The sequence below is a fragment of the Methylomonas sp. Kb3 genome (assembly GCF_002834115.1).
Lineage (GTDB): Bacteria > Pseudomonadota > Gammaproteobacteria > Methylococcales > Methylomonadaceae > Methylomonas > Methylomonas defluvii.
Genome location: NZ_PIZT01000007.1, coordinates 19594 through 39541 on the forward strand (window position 1 = coordinate 19594; position 19948 = coordinate 39541).

General features: G+C 52.1%; 17 protein-coding genes. 8 read left to right on the plus strand and 9 right to left on the minus strand.

Going from position 1 to position 19948, the window contains the following annotated elements:
- Window positions 1–216: 216 nt before the first annotated feature.
- The 5 genes from fae to CWO84_RS05515 all read right to left on the minus strand — a co-directional run bounded on the left by fae (window position 217) and on the right by CWO84_RS05515 (window position 3482).
- Window positions 217–768, minus strand: coding sequence for a formaldehyde-activating enzyme (gene fae, locus CWO84_RS05495; RefSeq protein WP_033155863.1), 552 nt, complete (start codon window positions 766–768; stop codon window positions 217–219).
- 257 nt (window positions 769–1025) lie between these two features.
- Window positions 1026–1472 (minus strand): ankyrin repeat domain-containing protein, encoded by a 447-nt coding sequence (locus tag CWO84_RS05500; RefSeq protein WP_033155864.1) that lies wholly within the window; start codon window positions 1470–1472, stop codon window positions 1026–1028.
- Between the two features lie 5 nt (window positions 1473–1477).
- On the minus strand, window positions 1478–2158 hold the full coding sequence (locus CWO84_RS05505; protein WP_101051994.1) for a hypothetical protein: 681 nt from the start codon (window positions 2156–2158) through the stop codon (window positions 1478–1480).
- Window positions 2145–2927 (minus strand): 4Fe4S-binding leucine-rich repeat protein, encoded by a 783-nt coding sequence (locus CWO84_RS05510; RefSeq protein WP_101051995.1) that lies wholly within the window; start codon window positions 2925–2927, stop codon window positions 2145–2147. Before CWO84_RS05510 ends, CWO84_RS05505 begins: the two co-directional genes overlap by 14 nt.
- Entirely contained in the window at window positions 2928–3482 is a 555-nt protein-coding gene (locus CWO84_RS05515) for a flavodoxin (RefSeq protein ID WP_101051996.1), read from the minus strand.
- A gap of 362 nt (window positions 3483–3844) precedes the next feature.
- Here CWO84_RS05515 and CWO84_RS05520 point away from each other — a divergent pair, with 362 nt between their 5' ends.
- Both CWO84_RS05520 and CWO84_RS05525 read left to right on the plus strand, forming a co-directional pair.
- The gene (locus tag CWO84_RS05520; RefSeq protein ID WP_101051997.1) at window positions 3845–4843 is read left to right on the plus strand and encodes a hypothetical protein; all 999 of its coding nucleotides are present in this window, start codon (window positions 3845–3847) and stop codon (window positions 4841–4843) included.
- Window positions 4844–5022: 179 nt separating this feature from the next.
- Window positions 5023–5400, plus strand: a complete 378-nt coding sequence (locus CWO84_RS05525) for a hypothetical protein (RefSeq protein ID WP_033155869.1) — start codon at window positions 5023–5025, stop codon at window positions 5398–5400.
- A 140-nt stretch (window positions 5401–5540) separates the two neighbouring features.
- Here the strand turns inward: CWO84_RS05525 and CWO84_RS05530 are convergent, their stop codons facing one another.
- The 4 genes from CWO84_RS05530 to dcd form a co-directional block, all read right to left on the minus strand.
- Complete coding sequence (locus CWO84_RS05530) at window positions 5541–7964, minus strand: EAL domain-containing protein (protein ID WP_101051998.1); 2424 nt, start codon at window positions 7962–7964, stop codon at window positions 5541–5543.
- A 116-nt stretch (window positions 7965–8080) separates the two neighbouring features.
- Window positions 8081–9064 carry a glucokinase gene (gene glk, locus CWO84_RS05535; RefSeq protein ID WP_101051999.1) on the minus strand — a complete coding sequence of 328 codons (984 nt, stop codon included), beginning with the start codon at window positions 9062–9064 and terminating at the stop codon, window positions 8081–8083.
- Between the two features lie 8 nt (window positions 9065–9072).
- Entirely contained in the window at window positions 9073–12288 is a 3216-nt protein-coding gene (locus CWO84_RS05540) for a glycoside hydrolase family 15 protein (protein WP_101052100.1), read from the minus strand.
- A 42-nt stretch (window positions 12289–12330) separates the two neighbouring features.
- On the minus strand, window positions 12331–12897 hold the full coding sequence (gene dcd, locus CWO84_RS05545; protein ID WP_062328840.1) for a dCTP deaminase: 567 nt from the start codon (window positions 12895–12897) through the stop codon (window positions 12331–12333).
- 299 nt (window positions 12898–13196) lie between these two features.
- Here dcd and CWO84_RS05550 point away from each other — a divergent pair, with 299 nt between their 5' ends.
- The 6 genes from CWO84_RS05550 (at window position 13197) to CWO84_RS05580 (ending at window position 19903) form a co-directional block, all read left to right on the plus strand.
- Entirely contained in the window at window positions 13197–13793 is a 597-nt protein-coding gene (locus tag CWO84_RS05550) for a TetR/AcrR family transcriptional regulator (RefSeq protein ID WP_101052101.1), read from the plus strand.
- Window positions 13794–13844: 51 nt separating this feature from the next.
- Window positions 13845–14597 carry a DUF5677 domain-containing protein gene (locus tag CWO84_RS05555; RefSeq protein WP_101052000.1) on the plus strand — a complete coding sequence of 251 codons (753 nt, stop codon included), beginning with the start codon at window positions 13845–13847 and terminating at the stop codon, window positions 14595–14597.
- Window positions 14598–14755: 158 nt separating this feature from the next.
- A complete protein-coding gene (locus tag CWO84_RS05560; RefSeq protein WP_101052001.1) occupies window positions 14756–15028 on the plus strand; it encodes a DUF4242 domain-containing protein in 273 nt (90 codons plus the stop codon).
- A 159-nt stretch (window positions 15029–15187) separates the two neighbouring features.
- Window positions 15188–16501, plus strand: coding sequence for a selenium-binding protein SBP56-related protein (locus CWO84_RS05565; protein ID WP_101052002.1), 1314 nt, complete (start codon window positions 15188–15190; stop codon window positions 16499–16501).
- Between the two features lie 495 nt (window positions 16502–16996).
- Complete coding sequence (locus CWO84_RS05570) at window positions 16997–17479, plus strand: cupin domain-containing protein (RefSeq protein WP_033155875.1); 483 nt, start codon at window positions 16997–16999, stop codon at window positions 17477–17479.
- Window positions 17480–17980: 501 nt separating this feature from the next.
- Window positions 17981–19903: a cytochrome c peroxidase gene (locus tag CWO84_RS05580; RefSeq protein WP_051669758.1), complete on the plus strand. Its 1923-nt coding sequence runs from the start codon at window positions 17981–17983 to the stop codon at window positions 19901–19903.
- Window positions 19904–19948: the final 45 nt, after the last annotated feature.

Sequence of the window (19948 nt, forward strand, 5' to 3'; positions counted from 1 at the left end):
CTTGCGTCTCCGTTGACGCGAATCGCTCGCTGCGGTGCGGGCGGATACGGCGCGGGATAATAACACTGCTTGCTGGAGGTGGCAAAGGGATTAGGCTGCAGAGCGGGCGGATTTGCCTGTGAATGCGATGATGCTTGGACAATACGCTTCTATGATGAATTAAGCAGTCAGTCAGGTTGCCGCTATCGCGGCTCCCTGACGATTTGCTTTACAAGCCTACCACTGTGATTCGCCAGTTTCCGGGTCGTACATTTCGTGGAAGATTTTGTGGCGGTTGGCGATCAATTCGTCGATGCTGGGCGAGTTGCTCATCGCTCGGGAAATTGCCAGCTTCATGGCTTCATAGTTGGTGCGGTACAAATCCTTGCGGTCCAAATCCGGGTTTTCCGCGCAGGAGGGGTCTATCCAGATCATGGCGATGATGCACAACTCGTTGGCTTGCAGGCGCGGAATGACGCCGTCGGCGACGCTATCGATGACTGCGTCGGCGACCGCCGACTGTACCGGACCGCCCAATAAATTGACATAAGCCGAGGATTTGATCGTGACTTTCGGCACCATGATGGTGGCCGGACGCACTTGTTGGTTGGTGGCGCGGATCGCAAACATGCGCGTGTGGCCGGCGGTTTGGCCCATCAGATTGGCAAAAGCATGGCCGGCCGGGCCTTTGACGTCGCCAATCAGAATTTCCGGCATGGCGTCGGTGCCTTGCCCTTCGCTGGAAAATACGGTGGCTTCGCCGGTTCTAAACCAATAAGAGTCTGACATGGTGCGTCCTCGGAGTATGTTGAGAAAGGCCGCATTCTATGCCCGAGCTGGGCTTGCGGCAATAGGCGGACTCCGGCTTAGGGTTTAGATTGGTGGCTAAGCATGTGGGTGTAGCGCTGTTAGCGCATGCGATCCCGATACGCGCAGGTAAGGCTGGAAGGCTGTGAGACGGCGCAACCACTCCAGCGTAGCTGCTGGTCTCCCGCCTTCGCGAGAGTGCCACTATTTAGGGTAAAAGTGAATAATGTCCGGTTCCGCTATGCCTGCACGGCTTTCATCGCACTGCGTAACAACTGCAAACATTGGCGATTGGCGGCTAGATCCAGCGCGCTGAAATCGTCCTGAGTAGTCAGTAGCGGATCGGCGCCGGCTTCCAGTAATTGCTTGACCACCGCGTGCTTGCCACTGGATGATGCATAAGTCAGCGCGCTGGCGCCGCTCGGGTTTTGATAGTTAATATCGATGCCGGCTTCCAGTAACAAGCCGATGCAATCGCCGGCTTCGGCGAAACATGCGGCCCACAGCGCGTTGTTGCCGTAAGCGTCCAGCGCCGTAAGATCTGCACCTTGCTCCAACAGAAAGGCCAGCACGTCGCTCCGGCCTTGTTGGGCGGACAGAATCAATGGGTGTTTGCCGTGTGGGTTGAGGCCTAATTGAAAGCCATTTTCCAGTAGCCAGGCATCTATTTCGGGCGTAAGAGGCATACAGATCAGACCAGAGAAGGGCGGTGGAGTAAGGACAGATGGCCGACACCGGCGGTTTTCAGTTTGTCGGCTAATTCGTGTCGGGCTAGTTCGCCTTTGCCGCGCAGATACTTCAATTCGCTGCCGGTCAGCAAGGTGATGGCAACCAGTTTTATCTCGCCGCCCGCTAGCGTTAGGGTTTTGCCGGGTTCGCTGTTAGCGCCCAGCAGTGCGCCGATTTGCCCACGGCCGTCCTTGATATGGTCGATTGCGAATTCCATCGATAATAGCTCGCCGTTCAACAGCCGTTCGCTCAAACGCGGAAAGCCGGCCAGGGTGTGGCTGACTTCGGCGGTTAAAGGAAATAACCAGGTGTCGGCGAGTTTGCTGAGCGGCGCATCGGTGGCGGTGCCGGAATCCGGGCTTGCGATAAACACTTCCAGGCCCAGGCCGGTTTCCGGGCGGTCGCGCTCTACCCAGGGATCGGATAAACCATCCGAGATCACGCAGGCGTTCTGGCCATGCCGTGCCGCCAGCCAGGCTGCGCCGGCCGGCCATTCCGGCCTGTCGCTCATCGGCCCCATCAGCGAGGTCAGGGCCGCCAATTCAGAACCCAGTTGTTCCTGCAGCGCTTGATGGCGAGATTCGGTCGCCATGCGCAATCGATCCGCATAAGTCAGGCCGACGATGTGTTCAGTTTGCTGCATGCGCCGTCTCCATGGTTAGGGCTTCCCAGCGCTCGCGGGCGGTAAAGCTGACTTCTTCGTCGGCATCATCGAGCATCTGTTTCAGCAGTTCCGGCTCGGCGCGCAAGGCCACCTCGTAACGTACGGTCCAGTCTTCGTCTTTACTCATCATGACCAGATCGTCGACGTCCATGCGCTGCGCGACGATGCGGCGGATGTTGACTTCGTGATCTTCGGCCATCAAGCCCAAACTGACACTGGGTATGCGTTCGGCGACGGTGCGGCGCACCTCATTGTCCGGGTCGGCGACCAGGCGGAACAGCCGCCCGGCGGGCAAGCGCTTGGCCACGTAGGTTCGCACCAAATAATCCGGGTCGTTGGCCATCAGTTCAAGTTGCGTTTCGGGCAGACGATCAGCTACGGTGACCCGGACTTCTCTGTCGCTGTCCTGACTCAGCTCCAGTAGCCAGTCAACGGGGATGCGGTAGGCCAATACCCGGCGCACCGCTTCGTCCGGATCGGTCAGTAACGGGCGCAAATGATTGGTGGGGAGATAGCGGGCGGCGATTGCCCGGCGTTCCCAGAACGGATCATTGGCGTAATTCGGCGCGAAGCCCGGATGAACTTTAAAAAAACGGTCGATTTGCCGGCCGCTTTCGGCGACCACACAGCGGTCGCCCGGTTTGCAAGTGCCGGCAGCCAATAAGCTATCCCGGTAAGTACAAGTCGAGCAGTCGGCTAACGGGGTTAGATCCACGGAATCGTGCTCTGCTAGGGATGAGGCCACCATTTAGGCGGCCTCCGCTAAGACCGGCAGTAGCTGTGGCGTGATTTGCGCCAGCCAGATTCGAATGCGCTCGTCGGTCAAATGCGGTTGACCGCGTTGATCCAGCACTAGGCCGACGAATTGGTTGTCGATTATCGAGTCGGAATGTTCGAAAGTGTAGCCTTCGGTACTCCAGCGGCCGATCATTTCGGCACCGTAGTCGTAAAACACCCGGTAAAGCTGGATCAGCGAGCTGGCGAAACGCGAAGCGTAGCGTTCTTGATGGCCCAAGCCGAATAGTGCGATGCGTTTGCCGGAGAGATCGGCGCCGTCCAGGGAAGGCACGAACTCTTGCCAGCTGCGTTCCTGGCATCCGGCTCCCAGGCCCGGCAAGTCGCCTATGCCATAACTGGGCGTGCCCAAAATCAGCGCGTCGTACTGCAATAATTCTTCGGGTTTTACTCGATTGATATTTTTGGGCTTGTCGGCCAGCTCATCGCCTAACAGACTGAAAATTTTTTTTGCCACTAGCCGGGTGCTGCCGGTATCCGTTCCGAAAAAAATGCCGATTTTGCTCATAAATCACCTGTGATCGAGAGTGCGGGATAAGGCTTGTGCAGCCGTTTTAAACTTCTCAGCAAATTTTGATCCAGATTCAAAAATAACCCGTGCATCTGGTTTTTTGTTTTATATCAGTTAGATAGGGTTTTTTGCCGTATTTTCAGGTTGAGGTCTGTGCAGGCATGTCTACAATTGCCAGACCGATGGGGTGATTTGTGACACAGCGGCCGGCGTTATCCGTTAGATTCAGGGTGGATTGTTAGCGTCAAGATGCGGCTCTTCAGTGAGCTAACGCCTGTTTTTAGTGCAAGCTGATTGCGTGGTTATTTTGAATTTAGCCAAGTACATTCATTACCGTAATAAATATTCAAGGACGCCATATGGCAATTCTGCGCTGTAACAATTGTGCCTATTTACGTGAAGTGCCGAACGAGCATGTGGGCAAAACGGTTAAGTGTCCGGTTTGCGAACAAGCATCGGCAATTCACGATACCGTGGTTTTTGTGAAGAAACTGATCGATAAATACGGGGTGCTACTGGCTAAATACCGGGAGTTGGAGCAGGCGAGTAATCCTGTAACGGAAATGGCGCCATCCGATATTCGCTTGCCTAAAGACGAAGAGGTGGATTTGCACAACACTGCTGTGATGACTAACAGTATGCAGTACAAACCCATCATCAGCTGGTTCGAACGTAAAAATATCCAGGTCGAAGTGAATCATAACGCCTTGGATACGCAAGGTTTTTATGATGAAGTGGCGGTTGAATTGGGCGATAACTTTCCGGTTTTGCAGGATGTACTGGATAGAATTAGGAAAGCCCAAAGAAATAACTACGCATCGGTTGTTTTGAATTTAAGCGATTACAGTCAAAATCAAATTAAAACCATTACCGGCTTTTGTAAAAACCTTTACGAATTCTCGTTTGTCGCCAAGTATTTTTATAATAAAAATGAAAAGAGAGTCCATCTGACGTTACAGAGTATGTCGGCCATTGTCGGATTTTTTAATGGTGAATGGTTGGAGTGGTATGTGTTTATGAAATTGCTGAAACATTTCTACGAAAGCAAAGGGCTTTTCTCTTGCTTAAGAAGCTTTAATATTCAGTTTGCCAATGAAGATAAATATGAAGTGGATGTATTTTTTCTAATTAATGGGCGGATACCGGTGTTTATAGAGTGTAAATCCGGAGAATTTCGTTCGTTTATCGACAAGTACTGCAAAATGCGGCGCAGGCTGGATATTGCCAAGGAAAACTTTCTGTTACTGGTCTTGGGTGTTAGTGATGAGCAGGTGTTGGGGTTGACTAGAATGTACGATATTACCTTCGTCAATGAAGCCGGCTTTATCAAACATATTGCCGGCTTGGCGTCGCAATAAATTATACCTCTTAATATTTGTGGTAATTAGGCTATTTTTCCCGGTTTTGCTGCTATTTTCAGAATCTATGGTAGGATGAAAAGGCTTTGAGCAAGCAACCGGATTAAAATATACAGTCATAAATTTGTAATTTTAATGTGGTTTAAAAAAACACTTAGTTATCAATTGATAGGATTTGTATGAACACAGTAAAAAAAACCTTGGCTTCATTTTTGGTGATCGCCGCAGCATTGGTTTCCACATCCGCTAATGCAAACAGCGCTGGCGACGCCAAAGTACGTGCAGCCGGTGAAGCTACCGTTGCCAAAGTAGAAGAAGCTGTAAGCTTGTTGGAAAAAGGCGACAAAGAAGGTACTTTGAAAGCACTGGGCGACGTTCGCCAGTCGCAAAAAGAGTTCCGTTATGAGCAAACCGAGCGTTTGCGTCAAAGAGCTGGCGACAAACTGAAGGTTGCCCGCGATGAGATCGAAAAAGGTGATGCCAACGCCGTAGCCAGCTTGAAAGCGACTCTGGACCTTTACAAAGAAATGATGAAAGTTTACAGCGCCGCTCACTAAGGACGCATCTAATTAATCCAATCCGGATTGATTAACGGCTGCCACCGGAAGACGTGTTTTCTCGGTGGCTCCCAACTAAACTGTTTTCGATGTTCATGCCTGCTTGGCATACTTCCCTTACTCCCTCCGCTGCCGATCTTTCAAAGCTTGCAATCGGCAAACAATTGCTCAAATTCCTGGGCCCGTAACGGTTTGGCGAACAAATAACCCTGTCCAAAATCGCAACCTGCCGCAGTAAGCAAATCCCGTTGGCTTGAGGTTTCTATGCCTTCGGCAATCACTTTTATGCCCAATTTGTGAGCCATCACGATGATTGCCTCGCATAAGGCCATGTCGTCGGAGCCAACTGCCAGATTGCGGACGAAGCTCTGATCTATTTTCAGATAATCGATGTCGAATTTTTTCAGATAAGACAACGAGGAATAGCCGGTGCCGAAATCATCCAGCGACACCTGAATGCCGGCGTCGCGGAACGACAACAGTTGCTCGGCCACGCTGCTATTGGCATCCAGTAACAGGCCTTCGGTAATTTCGATGACGACGCTTTGCCCGGAAAGACTCAGTGCCTCCAGCCTATCCAGCCAATCGCGATGGCTTTCGCGCTCATTCCGAAATTGCACCGGCGACTTATTGATGCTGATCTGGAATTTTTCGTGTATCGATTGCCGCCAGCGACTGGTTTGCTCGGCGGCTTCCTGAAAAATCCAATTTCCGATGCTGCTGATCAAACCGGTTTCTTCGGCAATCGGAATAAAGTCCGCCGGGTTGATCAGGCCGCGTGTTGGATGTTGCCAGCGGATCAGCGCTTCCGCTTTGCGTACAGTATTAGTAGCCAGTTCGACGATGGGTTGGTAGCACAAATAAAACTGCTGCCCGGCCAGAGCCTGTCGTAGGTCGTTACTGAGCCGCAGCCGCGCTTGTGCGGATTCCTGCATGGTAGGGATGAAAAAACAATATTGGTTTCGGCCCTGGCGCTTGGCGGCATACATCGCCTGGTCCGCATGCTTTAACAGCGATTTCAGGTTGTCGGCGTCATCCGGGAAAAAAGCGATGCCGATACTGGTGGAAATATAAGCAATTTCGTTACCCAACTGAAAACATTCCGTCATTTTGTGCAACAGCTTGCCGGCTATACGCTCGGCGTTGTCGGGGTCGCCGACATCGCTCAGAATCACAGTAAACTCGTCGCCGCCCAGGCGGGCTACCGTGTCGGTTTCCCGCACGCTGGTCAAAATCCGTTGGGCGGCAATTTGCAGCAGCTCGTCGCCCATGTCGTGTCCCAGTGTGTCGTTCACTTCCTTGAATAAGTCCAGGTCGATAAACAACAGCGCCAGACGCTTGTGTTCCCGGTGGGCTTTTTTGATCTCCTGACTCAGCCGGTCGTAAAACATGCGCCGATTCGGCAATTGGGTTAATGGGTCGAAATTGGCTTGTTGCCAGATCACGCCTTCGGTTTTTTTCTTTTCGGTAATATCGGAAAACAAAGCCACCCGTCGCTGCATGGTCTGTTGAGCATCAAAGATGGTATTGACGGTTAACCACTTGGCGTATAACTCGCCGTTCTTACGTTTGTCCCAGATTTCGCCCTGCCAGCTGCCCTTGCTTTGAATGGCTTGCCACATAGCTTCGCTGTGGATGCTGCTGTTTAAAATGCCAATGTGCTTACCGACTACTTCATCGGATTGGTAGCCGGTAATGGTGGTGAAGGCGGCGTTGACTGTCAGGATGCGATCATCCGAGTCTGCCAACAACATGGCTTCGCTGCTGTTTTGATAAATCAGTGCGGCCTGTTGCAGGGCTTCTTCGATACGCTTACGTTCGCTAATGTCCCGAGCGATAGCCAAGTTATAACCGACATTGGCGTATTCAAAATAATTGGCCACGACTTCCACCGGAAACAGCCTGCCATCCTTGGTTTTGTGGATGGTTTCCAACTTGTTCGAGCGCTTAATTTTCAGCTCCGCCCAGTGCGCGGCCCAGACTTGGCGCGGAAAGCAAGGGTCTACATCGAATACGCTCAAGCGCAACAGCTCTTGATGGCTATAGCCCAAAGCCTTGCAGGATTGGTTGTTGATATAAATGAAGCTGGCATTTTCGGTAATCAAATAAGCGCTGTCATGCATTTGATCCATGCCAAAGCTTAATTGGGCTAAGCGCCTGCGCGAGGTTTTTTGCTCGGTGATGTCCCGGAAACTCCAAACCCGGCCCGCCGGTTGTCCGTCCAGATATTGTGGTTGGCAATAGCTTTCGATAAAGCGGCCGTCTTTAAACTCCAGTTCGCTGGCGTAACGTTGCTTAGGGTATTTATAAATCTCTTCGATTCGGTTTAGGAAGGCGGTTCGGTCTTTTAGCAGTTTCAGGGCGTAGCTCAGGGATTTCTCATCGTCGCCGATCTTTAAAGAACCTGGCGGGATGCCCCAAATCCGCATGAATTGCGGGTTGAAAGTGGCGATCTTGCCGAACAGATCGACTACCAATATAGCGTCGGTGCTGGAGTCGAGCGCGGCTTGAAGGATTGATAGCGATTTTTGCAAACTGGCTTGTTTCTGCTTGGGTTGGACCATGACTCGGCTACACTGCTAGCAAGTAAATCTAGCAAAGGCTTATTTAAAAGGTTGATTTATAAGCCTAGCCGATTCCGACGCTGCCGTACCTATTTCTATAGCTTGATACGAAATGCTTATTGCGCGGCAAAGTAGTGCATTGCTCCTAGCAAAGGTGTGCGCGGATTCAAAGCCAGTTTGACCGATAGCTTGGCGAGCATGGGCTGAAACCGGCCTTTGGCGACAAAAGCCTGGATAAATTCCCCGGATTCCAGCACCGATCTGATTTTCGGGCCAATGCCGCCGCCGATGAATACGCCGCCGGTAGCAAATGCTTTTAAGGCCAAGTTACCCGCTTCGGCGCCGTAAAGTTCCGCAAACAAGCGCACGGTTTCGCGGCACAAGGGATCTTCGTCGTTCACGCCCAAGCGCGAAATCAGCGCATTGCGATCAACGCCGCTGGCATTGGCGGGTGCAGGCACCGCCGGGCACGGCGGGGCGAAGCGGGCTTGGACCAGAAAGTCGTAGATATTACTGAAGCCGATACCGGACAATATCCGTTCGCAGCTGACATGCGCAGGATAACGGCCGCGCAGGAAAGTCAGCAGTTGATCTTGTTGCGGGTTTTGCGGCGCAAAATCGCAATGACCGCCCTCTGTGGCGATGGGGTGATACTGTTCGCCGTCCCAATGCAGCATCGCTTCGCCCAAACCGGTGCCGGCGGCGATCACCGCAATATTGCCGGTTTGCGGCTCGGCGGTGGGATTGAGCTCGACGAAGTCCTGTTCCTGTAGGTGCAGCATGCCGATTGCCATGGCTTCCAGATCGTTCAGCAATTTCACGCGCTCGGTGCCCAGTCGAGCTTTAAGTTGTTCGCCATCCAATAGCCAGGGCAGGTTGGTGGTCTGGCAGCGTTGATTGACGACCGGGCCGGCTATGCCGAAACAAGCCGATGTCACCGTTGGGGTGTCGCTCAGAAACAGATCCAGAATTTCCTCAAACGTTTGAAACTCGCCGCTGGCAAAAGTTTGTTCCTGCAAACAGCTCAGCGTGCCGTCGGCTTGTCTGTCGAGTAAGGCCAGAACCGTTTTGGTTCCGCCGATGTCGCCGGCTAGAATCATATGCGTCCTCATGAGGTTGGGGTGGCGTTGTTGAGCAAGTGGATCAAGGCATCGAGTATCGCGTTGGCCAGCGCATGCGGCGGCAGTTGGTAAAACGCTTGCCAAGCCAGCGACACGCATTCTTCGTAGTGGTCGCGGTAGTGCGGGTGTTGTTGCAGCCAGCTAATTCTGACCGCATGGCCGATCAAAATATCCGTGACCAAGGTGTCGTCAATGTACAGGTCGGGATAATCGCGGACAATGGAGGCCAGCGCGCGCAGGGCTTCCACGCTCAATTGCCGATACACCGGCGCCTGAATTTTATTCAGAATATGGTTGATATGTAATCTAAAGCTTTGTTCGCCGGCGGTCATTTGTGCCAGCATGATTTCGCTGTCGATCCGGCGCTTGCTGTTGTATTTTTCGCCGACCATCAAACCCTTGCAGTGATGCAGCAAGTCCCATACGCCAGCGAAGAAGGCTTCGTTTTCCCGGCCGACGCTGCCTTGCTGTTCACGCCAGGCATACCAGTCGTCGGCGTCGCCGCGGTCTTTCGGATTCATGGATTCCGGAAAGCGCGCGGCGGTCAGATCACGCTGCGGGCCTTCGCAATGCAAGGTTTCGACTTGCCCCAGCTGGTTTTCGCTGTTGTTGTAATCTTCCAGGGTTTCCTGCAATAGGTCCGCCACCTGATGTGGCGGCAGCGACAAAATATCGCTAAACGCCTGGTCCAGAGAGGTGCTGCTCAGGCGTTTTTGTCTGGCAATGATCAATTGCAGAATGTGGCCGACGCGAATGGTGTGCATGTCGGCGAACAATTCCGGCTTTAACTTGATCAGCATACCCAGGTAGATAATCAGTTCCTGCACGATGATCTGCTGGCTACTATCGTTGGGGTTAAAGGTGCGGATAGTATCCAGGATTTGCCAGGAGTCGGTGGGGCGGCGCAAGGTGGCTTTGCCGCTGTAAGCGCGGCCCACGGTCAGACCGTGTTGGCGCACCAAAATTTCCGTGGCGGCTTGCTCCAGGTTAATATCGTATTTGCCCAGTAAGCTGGCGCAGCGACGTACCACATTCCAGGCGTGGCGGTCGCCGGCGCGGACATAGACTTCTTCCAGCAAGTCGCGCACCCGTCCCGGCTGGTTATCATCGTTGCGTAAGCCGGTGTCGTAATCAAGCCCGTGACGTTGGCAGAGTAAGGTGAGGGCTTCCAGCTGGGCATAGAGGTTGGGATTATCTCGCAACTGCTTAACTAATTGGCCGTCGTCACCAATTTCCCACTCGGTCAATACGAAGCTATCCAGCGCTTGCGGCGCTTGGTCGTCGTGGGCCAGCAAATTAGCGAAGGGGCGTTCCACTTCTTCCCAACTGGCTTCGGAAAAGCTGAAGTCGTGCAGGTAGCCGATTTTTTCGTGGCTGGCCGTTTGCACAAAATCAGTCAATCGTCCCAGTTTCACCGGTGTGCCTTGCACATTGCCTTGGCTGAGTTGCTCGATAAAACCCAACAATACTTGGCGGTCTTCGTTGCCGAGCATGTTGTGCTTGATGTTGATGACCAACAAGGGCTGAGCGGGATTGTCCCAGTGGCGGATAATGTAGGCCAGTTCAGTACGCAGCCGTTGAATCAGCAACTGGTTGTCCATGGCAATATAAAAACCTTTTTGGTTCATGAATTGCGGTAAAAACAATAAAGGCTCGCCCGCCAGCACGTAAAGCTTGGAAGTGGCTAGCGTGCGTAATTGTCTTAGGGGTCGGCCAGTGAGTCCGATGCGGTCGTTGCGCCCTACTTGGGTGTAAGCAACGGCTAATTCGCTGGCGTCTCGCACTTGGATCGGCGCGATTTCAGTTAAAGTTTGCGAGGGGATGCCGCGCCCGCGCAATTCGTCTTGCACCTGTTCGTCTTCGGCCAGCAGGGCAATCTGCAATGTGGAGTTCGGGTACAGACGGGTGGCCTTGTAACGGCCCAGCGGGTCAATGTCATCCAGGTCAATCAAACCGTCTTGCAACAGTCCGCCCAAAATATACAAGCTTTGCGCCCAAACCAGCGGGACATTTTCATTGGGAACGCGCGTTTGGCTGTGCGGATGGCGTTTTTCGGCGGCGATGGCGTTTTCCGGCACGATGTAAAGTTCCGGCAACAGCCATTGACCGTTCTGCTCCACCAGCAAGTCTTCCAGGCGGCGGCGATAATCACCAACCCCTTCAGTATCACCGGCAAACAGTTTATTCAGTAATAAGTAGCAGAAAAACAGCGGCCATTCGCATTCGATGTCCATGAATTGCTTCAATTCGTTCGGTTCGTAATGCAGGCGCTGATGATCTTCGAGAACGGTTTGATGGCCGTCCAGCAAGAAGCGTTTACAGCCGTAGCGGCCTTGCAGCTTGTCGACTATCAAGCCTTCTGTGCGTTCGCGTAGCGCTTTATTGTCCACCGCGAAGGCCGGAAAACCAGTGACGCTGAGCACCGCTGAATCGACTTCCTTGGAGATAGATTCGCGCGGCAGCAAGGCTTCCAAAGTAATTCGGGTGCGGGCAATGTCGTCGCTGATGACGTGAATAATCGCGGTTTGGCCGCCGTCCTTACCAAACAAATTGCAGCCGGACATCGCTTCCAGTGCGGCTTTGGCCATACCTATCGAGCTGGCGTTCAATTCCGCCAGACCGTGATTCATCTTATTGCCGCGCTCCCAGATGCCGTAGTCTGGGGTGCGATAGGCCCGGCTGACGTAATGCACCAGGTTTTGCACGAAATTGACTTCGTCTATGCTGAACACAATCCGCAAGCCCGAGGCGGTCATTTGCGCCAGCATCAACAAAAATAACGAAGTGGCGTCCAGTTGCAAATGGCCCCATTCGCTATCGCCCACCACCACTTCACCACTGGTGGTTTTGTATTTGGCGTGCAGCGCATCCAGCGGGTCCTGGCTGTGCTTGAATTTTTCGACTTTAGCCGCTTGCCGCATCATCGCCGTCAGCAGGCCGCGCATCAGTTTGACGACGCTTTGTTCCAGTAAATAGGTGCGTTCCTGCTGGCCCTCCACTTTGCGGTATGCCAGCCCCAGGCCCCAGGCCGCTAAGATGCTATAGACATTATCCCGCACCCAGGCGTCGGTGTAATTACCGTGGGTGGTGACGGCGGTACTGGCCGGTAGCAGACCACTTATCCAATCCTGGCGTTTCAGGATAATGTCTTGAACTTGCTGATAATACTGGTCGAGCGTCTCGGTTTGACTGGTCGGCATCATGTATTTAATGGATTGTGATGTGGCGTTTAAGGAATTGGGCACTCAAGCCTTGGGCAAGGTAACTCCGGTTTGGCCTTGATACTTGCCGCCGCGATCTCGATAAGAGGTTTCGCAGACTTCGTCGCCGCCGAAAAACAGCATCTGCGCGACGCCTTCGTTGGCATAGATTTTAGCCGGCAGCGGGGTGGTGTTGGAAAACTCTAAAGTCACATGGCCTTCCCACTCCGGTTCCAGCGGCGTGACATTGACGATAATGCCGCAGCGGGCGTAGGTAGATTTGCCCAAACAGATGACGAGCACATCGCGCGGAATTCGGAAAAACTCCACGGTACGTGCAAGCGCAAACGAATTGGGCGGAATAATGCAGACATCGGATTTCACATCCACGAAGCTGCCTTCGTCAAAGTCTTTGGGATCGACGATGGTGGAATTGATGTTGGTGAAGATTTTAAATTCGTTGGAGCAACGTACGTCGTAGCCGTAACTGGAGGTGCCGTAAGAAATGATGCGGCCTTGCGCGGATTCACGGACTTGCCCGGCCTGGAAGGGCTCTATCATGCCGTGTTGCTCGGACATGCGGCGTATCCATTTGTCTGATTTTATGCTCATGTTGCTGGTTGGGTAGGGAAAAATAACAGAGCGTTCAAAATAGCATATTAGGGCGGAAAAATCGCTAGTTGGCTTGCTGAAAGGGGCTAATTTGTTGAGGTCTGGCGCTTGCTTGTTTTCGGTTGCCGTGTGGCAAACCATCTCCGGTAGGTCACGTTGCCGCGAATGCGGCTACGTGACAAGCTTAAATTGTCAGGGAACGCTGCCGCGCATCTTGACCTACAAATAACAGGCGGTTATTTTTTTAATTAGAAAAAACTTATTTACAAAATAAGACGACCGGTCGCATAATGCAGCCCATGGCGAAATTGGCACCCAAACAGCTCAAAAAAGACAAGCTCCTGGAGCAGGGCGTCAGCTTGCTGCTGGAAAAAGGCTACCACGCCACCGGCTTGAAAGAGATTTTGGATACCGTGCAAATACCCAAGGGCTCGTTTTACGCCTATTTCGAGAGCAAAGAACGCTTCGCCGCCGAAGCAATACATCATTACATCGAGCCGTTTATCCTGCGCTTATCCGGCCATTTGCAAAATTCGGAAACGGACGGCTTGGCGGCTTTGAAGGCTTACTACTTGGGATTGATTGCCGAGGTGGCGCAAACGGGTTTCAAGGGCGGTTGCCTGCTGGGAAACTTGATGGGCGAGATTGGCGATACCAGTCCCTTATGCCGGGATGCCTTATTGGATGCGGTCGGCAGGTATAGCGCGTTACAACAAACTGCCCTGGAGCGCGGACAAAAACAAGGTTCAGTAAGACTGGACCGCTCGGCGAAAAGCATGGCGGATTTGATGCTGAACGGCTGGCAGGGCGCGTTGTTGCGGATGAAAGTTGAGCAATCGGTGGAGCCCTTGCAGGCGGTTTGTCGGGATTTGTTGGATGATTATTTTAGGGTGTAAGAGCAATGCCAATTTATTGTTCTAGTTTTAGATTCGATTGGAATTTGATTTATGCAATCAAAGACTGAAAAAATCGAAAAATGGAAAGTCTTAAATCATGACCTTTACCAGGTTATTGAGCAAATTGACAACAAGCTTGCATCTAGCAGTCACGATTTATTCGCGATAGTTTTTGGTGGCTTTGTAAATAAAGCTGTTAAATTTTTACACGCTATAAACGTTCTCTATGAGAATAATCTGCCTGAAGAAGCACAAGCTATGGTTCGGATACTTTTCGAATTAAGAATAACCTTTTGTTGCTTTCTGACAATCAGATTTGATGATCCAAAAGACAGATACGAGCGGGTATTGGACAGCATGATTCTTGAGAAGGCCAAACAGGCAAGAGCTTCTAGTTTTGGTGGGATGTCCAAAGAAGATCGAGATAATATCTTAGATGCGGAGAAAGTTGTTTCAAAGAAGTACCCTCCTGGCGAATTGGAAAAGATTAAAAGAAACGGATTTACAGGGATGACCATTGAACAACGGGCAGCATTTTCAGGTAATGAAGACGACTACAATGTTGCCTACAGAAATTTTTCACGAAATATTCACTCAAATGATTATTTGGAAAGATTTATGCGTCATGAGAAATTGCGCCGTAATGATCATGAGGAATATATTATAAGTAGGGACATATATAGTTTAAGGCTTACTTTTGTTTGTGCTAACGAAATTGCTAGAAATGCGAATAATTTTTATAGATTGGATTTTTCTCGCCAATTAGAATTTCTTACTAACCGGCAGCATGAACTTGGTACTTAGGGTCTTAAGATTCTAGGATGTGCTGAACACAGTAAAGCGCATTGTTCGCGACAGACCGCAGAGGGCGCCAGCCTACGAATCGAAACAACCGCTGTCCCCCCGGCAGCATTTTTTAACGCCGGCAAATTAGACGACCGGTCATTTATTAGGAGATCATCATGCCCAAATACATTATCGAACGCGACATTCCCGGCGCCGGCCAGCTGACGCAAGCCGAGTTGCAAGGCATTTCGCAAAAATCCTGCGGCGTGTTGCGCGAGATGGGGCCGCGCATCCAATGGCTGCATAGCTATGTGACCGGCGATAAAGTCTATTGCGTCTACATCGCCGACAGCGAACAAGCCATTCGTGAGCATGCCGAGCAAGGCGGGTTCCCGGCCAATCGCATCGAGCAAATTACCAGCATCATCGACCCGACCACGGGCGACTAAGCTGAGTTTATGGTTCCCACGCTCCGGCGTACCCGCCTGGCATAAATGGGAACCGAGCTAGGGACGCTCCTGCGTCCCGAACCGCAGGAGCGGTTCAACATGCATTCCCACGCTGGAGCGTGGGAACGATAACAACGACAATTAACGGGGATAACAATCATGACATTTAAACTAAGCACCTTTACCGCCGCGCTATTGCTAGGCACCGCCAGCCTGTCGGCCAGCGCCGACGAAACCTGCGCATCGCCGTATATGGCGAAAATCACCGGCCAGGAGGATTTCGTTTACATCTGGACCTTGGGCGCTGAAGGCGTCGGCGACGAGCAGGACAAGCTGGTCACCGTCGACGTCAATCCGAAATCCAAACAATACGGCAAAGTGATTGGCAGCCTGTCGGTGGGTGGCCGCAACGAAGCTCACCATTCCGACTTTACCGACGACCGTAAATTTCTGTGGGCCGGTGGTCTGGATACCAACAAAATCTTTATTTTCGATGTGGCAACCGACCCGGCCAAGCCGAAGTTGAGCAAAACCATCACTGATTTCGTTGCCAAAAGCGGCGGCGTGGTTGGCCCGCACAGCTTGTACGCCTTGCCAGGCCGGATGATCATCACCGGCTTGTCCAATAACAAAGACCACGGCGGCCGCACCGCGATTGTGGAATACAGCAACGCCGGCGATTACATTGCCACCTACTGGCTGCCGACCGACAGCAACCTGGAAGGCGCGATCAAATCCGGCAAATACGCCGACGGCTATAACTACGACGTGCGGGTATTGCCACGCAAAAACCTGATGCTGACCTCGTCGTTCACCGGCTGGTCTAACTACATGATGGACTTTGGCAAAATGCTGGCCGACCCGGAAGCGATGAAACGCTTTGGCAACACTGTCGTGCAATGGGACTTACACAGTCGCCAACCGAAAAAAGTTTTCGATGTTCCCGGTGCGCCGTTGGAAATCCGTTGCGCTTGGGCGGAAGATCACAACTACTGCTTCACCAGCACCGCGCTGACCTCAAAAATTTGGTTGATACACCAAGACGACAAGGGCGAATGGCAAGCCAAGGATGTCGCGGACATCGGCGAACCGGCCAAAATCCCGTTGCCGGTGGACATTTCCATCTCCAGCGACGACAAAACCCTGTGGGTCAATACCTTTATGGATGGTATGACCCGCCGCTTCGACATCAGCGATCCGTTCCACCCCAAACAAGTGTTTGAGCAAAAAATCGGCGCGCAAGTGAATATGGTGTCCTCCAGCTGGGACGGCAAACGCTTGTATTACACCTCGTCGCTGCTGGCCAATTGGGACAAGAAAGGCGCGGACAACGAGCAATTCTTCAAAGCCTATAGTTGGGATGGTAGCAAGTTGACCGAGCAGTTCTCGATTGATTTTACAAAAGAGAAGCTGGGTAGGGCGCATCAAATGCGGTTTGGGGCGTATGCTTTGTATGGTGGTTCGCCTAAGTAGTTGTTTGCTCGGTGGTCATTCGGGGTTGTTGTGTTTGTGTCGCTATCGCGACGGTTTGATTTAATGTCGGTTCGCGGACCGACAGCCGCGATACTTTCTTTTGCTTGGCCAAAAGAAAGTATCCAAAGAAAAAGCCACCCGGACGCCGCTTTGATCCTGCGCTCCGAAGCTTTTATCGAGGGTCGGCAGAAGGGGCTTCCCAGCCCCTCCGCCGACGTGCGGCATGCCCGAAAAAGCGGGGCAGGCTCTCCCTGTCGCACCCCTTCGGGCTATTCTCGATAAAAGCTCCGGTGCTCGGCGCGGCATGCGGGGGGAACCCATGCCAAATCCGACGGCTTATTATTTACGAAGTGTTTTTAGGGCGCATTAGCGATAGCGTAATGCGCCGAATGATTTAAAGCCAACATACGGCGCAATACGGCTACGCCTATTGACGCCCTACACGCGCCCTAATCAGAGCTATGAGCTTAACAATATAGAAAATGGAGAAACCAGATGAGATTTTATTTGATAGCTTTAATACTTATTTCTTTCGCGGATTTCGCACTAGCTCAGGACAAAATTGAACGGATGAGCGCCGTTACCACGGAATCTTTTGTTCCGGATACAGTTAAGTGGAATGACGAACCGATACTCCCTAAAGGTGCCAAAAGCGCCATTGTATTAGGGGACCCAAACAAAGCGGGAGTTTTTATCGCTCTGCTGAAATTTCCAGCCAATTATCCAATCCCACCGCACATACACCCGTTCACAGAGGTAATTACCGTTCTCCGTGGCAAATTAGGCAATGGCATGGGTGAAACATTTGACACCAAAAAAGGTGAGATTCTGAATGTAGGTTCAGGCTTTGTATTGCCGGCCGGACACACTCATTATGTGTGGACCACTGATGAGGAAACAATCGTCGAATTAATCGCTACTGGGCCATGGGGTATTACTTATACGAATTCGGCCGATGATCCGCGCAAGAATAAGTAGCAAGTAGCCTCGATGAAACGTAGTGGAATCGAGGATAATCGAAGTTATCTTCTCCTCGATTCCGTTTCACTGCATTGAGGCTACTTTATTTACGTAAAAATAAAGTGTCCTTCAAGTTTCGGGATGGTTTTCCTCCCGTATGCCGCGCCGAGCACCGGAGCTTTTGAACGGACCAGCCCGGAGGGGCGCCGCATGGATGCGGCGCGTTGCCGAAGGGGCAGGAAGCCCCTTTCGGCAACCCCGTTCAAANAAACAAGCAGCATTCGGGTGTCTTTTCTTTTGGGTACTTTTCTTTGGACAAGCAAAGAAAAGTACCTCGGCTGTCGGGCCGAGACCCGACATTAAATCAAGCTGTCGCGCCAGCGACACCAAATCCCAAGAGTAAACAGCATCCATGAAGCTCCCTGATCGCCCCAGTCTACTTTTTCCTAAAGCCGACGCCGGAGCGTCCGCAGCTGCGTTCCCACGCTGGAGCGTGGGAACGATAGGAGCAGCAATCTCATGAAACTCCCTTATTTACTCCCTATCCTCTGTTTACTGACAAACGCAGCAGTTTTCGCCGAAGAACAAAAACCAAACCCCTTAGCCCCCGGCTACACCGCACTACCTTTTGAACCCGCAAAACCCGGCACCTACAACCTACCCATCATCACAAAAGCTGCTGATGGCGAAGTAATAACCACCAACAACCAGCCCAAACACCTCCACGACTTAATGGGCGACAAACTGGTATTACTCAGTTTCATCTACGCCGCCTGCAGCGATGTCAACGGCTGCCCGCTGGCGACCCAGGTGTTGCACAAGATCAGCAGGCAATTGCAAAAACAGCCGGAATTGGCGGACAAACTCAGGTTATTGACTTTGAGCTTTAACCCTGCCCAAGACACGCCGGAAATGATGCGCCATTACGGCGAGGGTTTTAAAACCGGCGATTTCGACTGGCAATTTCTGACTACTAAAGACGAAGCCAAATTGCAGCCCATCCTCGACGGTTACCAGCAAAACGTGCAAAAAGTCTACGACGACAAAGGCCAGTTTACCGGCACGTTTTCGCATTTGTTGCGGGTGTATTTGATCGATAAGGACAAAAACGTCCGCAATATTTATAGCGTGGATTTTCTGCATGCCGACACGCTGATCAACGATGTCAAAACCTTGCTGGCCGATGCTAAACCACAAACCTTGCCACTACCGGCACGGGCCGACATGTTGTTCCAGCCCGGTGACAATAAGCAAAATTATCAGCAAGCCGATTACCAAACCCGTTCACTGGCACTGGCACAGCGCCGGGGGCAGCCGGCAAAGTTGATCGACTTTGCTCTAAAGCCGCCACTCGGCTTGCCGAAGTTTCCGGTGCCGAAAGACAATCAGCTGACCAACGCCAAAATCGAATTGGGTCGCAAGCTGTTCTTCGACCGGCGGCTCTCCCTGAACAATACCTTTTCCTGTGCCATCTGCCACATCCCGGAACAAGGCTTTAGTAATAACGAAATGACCACGGCGGTGGGTATTGAAGGGCGTAGCGTTAGGCGCAATAGCCCGTCTTTGTATAACGTCGGCTATGCGCAATTGCTATTTCACGACGGCCGGGAAAACAGTCTGGAACAACAAGCTTGGGGCCCATTGCTGGCGCATAACGAGATGGCGAATCCGTCGATTGGCTATGTGGTGGATAAACTAAAAGCCAGCGCCGATTATCGCGGGCTGTTTGAAAAAGCCTTTAACAAAGGGCCGACCATGGAAACCATCGGTCAGGCCTTGGCTAGTTATCAGCGCACGTTAAATGCCGCCGATTCGCCATTCGACCGCTGGTATTTTGGGAAACAAAAAACGGCGATTAGCGAGGCGGCGCAAAGGGGGTTTGCTTTGTTTACCGGTAAAGCCGCTTGCAGCAGTTGTCACGTGATTGGCGACAAGTCTGCCTTGTTTACCGATCAAAAACGCCATAACACTGGCGTTGGCTATGCCGAATCCATGCAAAAGTCGCCGGAAAAACAACGGGTGCAAGTGGCGCCGGGCGTGTTTGTGGATGTGGATAGCGAGCATCTGAAAGGTGTAAATACCGAGAAACCCGGCGACTTGGGCTATTACGAAATCAGCCAGAATCCCGCCGACCGCTGGGCTTACAAAACCCCGTCGCTGCGCAACGTCGCGCTCAGCGCGCCTTATATGCATAACGGTTCCTTGCCGAACTTGGCCGAGGTGGTGAAGTTTTATAATCAAGGCGGCGTAGCCAACGAAAATTTGTCGCCCTTGCTCAAGCCGCTGGGCTTGTCTGATCGGGAAATCGCTGATCTTGTAGCGTTTCTGGAAGCGCTGAGCGGCGGCAATATAAGTACTTTAGTGTCGGACGCCTTTGCCGCGCCGGTTGGCGATAGTGGCGTGACGGCGGGGCCGATGCCGGACCCTGGTAAGGGACGATAGCTCGGGGATTGGTCGGCTTTTTTTGTCACAAAACGGTAATATAGC

Excerpts from the sequence above, each read along its gene's own strand:
- fae (WP_033155863.1), bottom strand. The coding sequence starts at position 768 with ATGTCAGACTCTTATTGGTTTAGAACCGGCGAAGCCACCGTATTTTCC.
- CWO84_RS05500 (WP_033155864.1), bottom strand. The coding sequence starts at position 1,472 with ATGCCTCTTACGCCCGAAATAGATGCCTGGCTACTGGAAAATGGCTTT.
- CWO84_RS05505 (WP_101051994.1), bottom strand. The coding sequence starts at position 2,158 with ATGCAGCAAACTGAACACATCGTCGGCCTGACTTATGCGGATCGATTG.
- CWO84_RS05510 (WP_101051995.1), bottom strand. The coding sequence starts at position 2,927 with ATGGTGGCCTCATCCCTAGCAGAGCACGATTCCGTGGATCTAACCCCG.
- CWO84_RS05515 (WP_101051996.1), bottom strand. The coding sequence starts at position 3,482 with ATGAGCAAAATCGGCATTTTTTTCGGAACGGATACCGGCAGCACCCGG.
- CWO84_RS05520 (WP_101051997.1), top strand. The coding sequence starts at position 3,845 with ATGGCAATTCTGCGCTGTAACAATTGTGCCTATTTACGTGAAGTGCCG.
- CWO84_RS05525 (WP_033155869.1), top strand. The coding sequence starts at position 5,023 with ATGAACACAGTAAAAAAAACCTTGGCTTCATTTTTGGTGATCGCCGCA.
- CWO84_RS05530 (WP_101051998.1), bottom strand. The coding sequence starts at position 7,964 with ATGGTCCAACCCAAGCAGAAACAAGCCAGTTTGCAAAAATCGCTATCA.
- glk (WP_101051999.1), bottom strand. The coding sequence starts at position 9,064 with ATGATTCTAGCCGGCGACATCGGCGGAACCAAAACGGTTCTGGCCTTA.
- CWO84_RS05540 (WP_101052100.1), bottom strand. The coding sequence starts at position 12,288 with ATGATGCCGACCAGTCAAACCGAGACGCTCGACCAGTATTATCAGCAA.
- dcd (WP_062328840.1), bottom strand. The coding sequence starts at position 12,897 with ATGAGCATAAAATCAGACAAATGGATACGCCGCATGTCCGAGCAACAC.
- CWO84_RS05550 (WP_101052101.1), top strand. The coding sequence starts at position 13,197 with ATGGCGAAATTGGCACCCAAACAGCTCAAAAAAGACAAGCTCCTGGAG.
- CWO84_RS05555 (WP_101052000.1), top strand. The coding sequence starts at position 13,845 with ATGCAATCAAAGACTGAAAAAATCGAAAAATGGAAAGTCTTAAATCAT.
- CWO84_RS05560 (WP_101052001.1), top strand. The coding sequence starts at position 14,756 with ATGCCCAAATACATTATCGAACGCGACATTCCCGGCGCCGGCCAGCTG.
- CWO84_RS05565 (WP_101052002.1), top strand. The coding sequence starts at position 15,188 with ATGACATTTAAACTAAGCACCTTTACCGCCGCGCTATTGCTAGGCACC.
- CWO84_RS05570 (WP_033155875.1), top strand. The coding sequence starts at position 16,997 with ATGAGATTTTATTTGATAGCTTTAATACTTATTTCTTTCGCGGATTTC.
- CWO84_RS05580 (WP_051669758.1), top strand. The coding sequence starts at position 17,981 with ATGAAACTCCCTTATTTACTCCCTATCCTCTGTTTACTGACAAACGCA.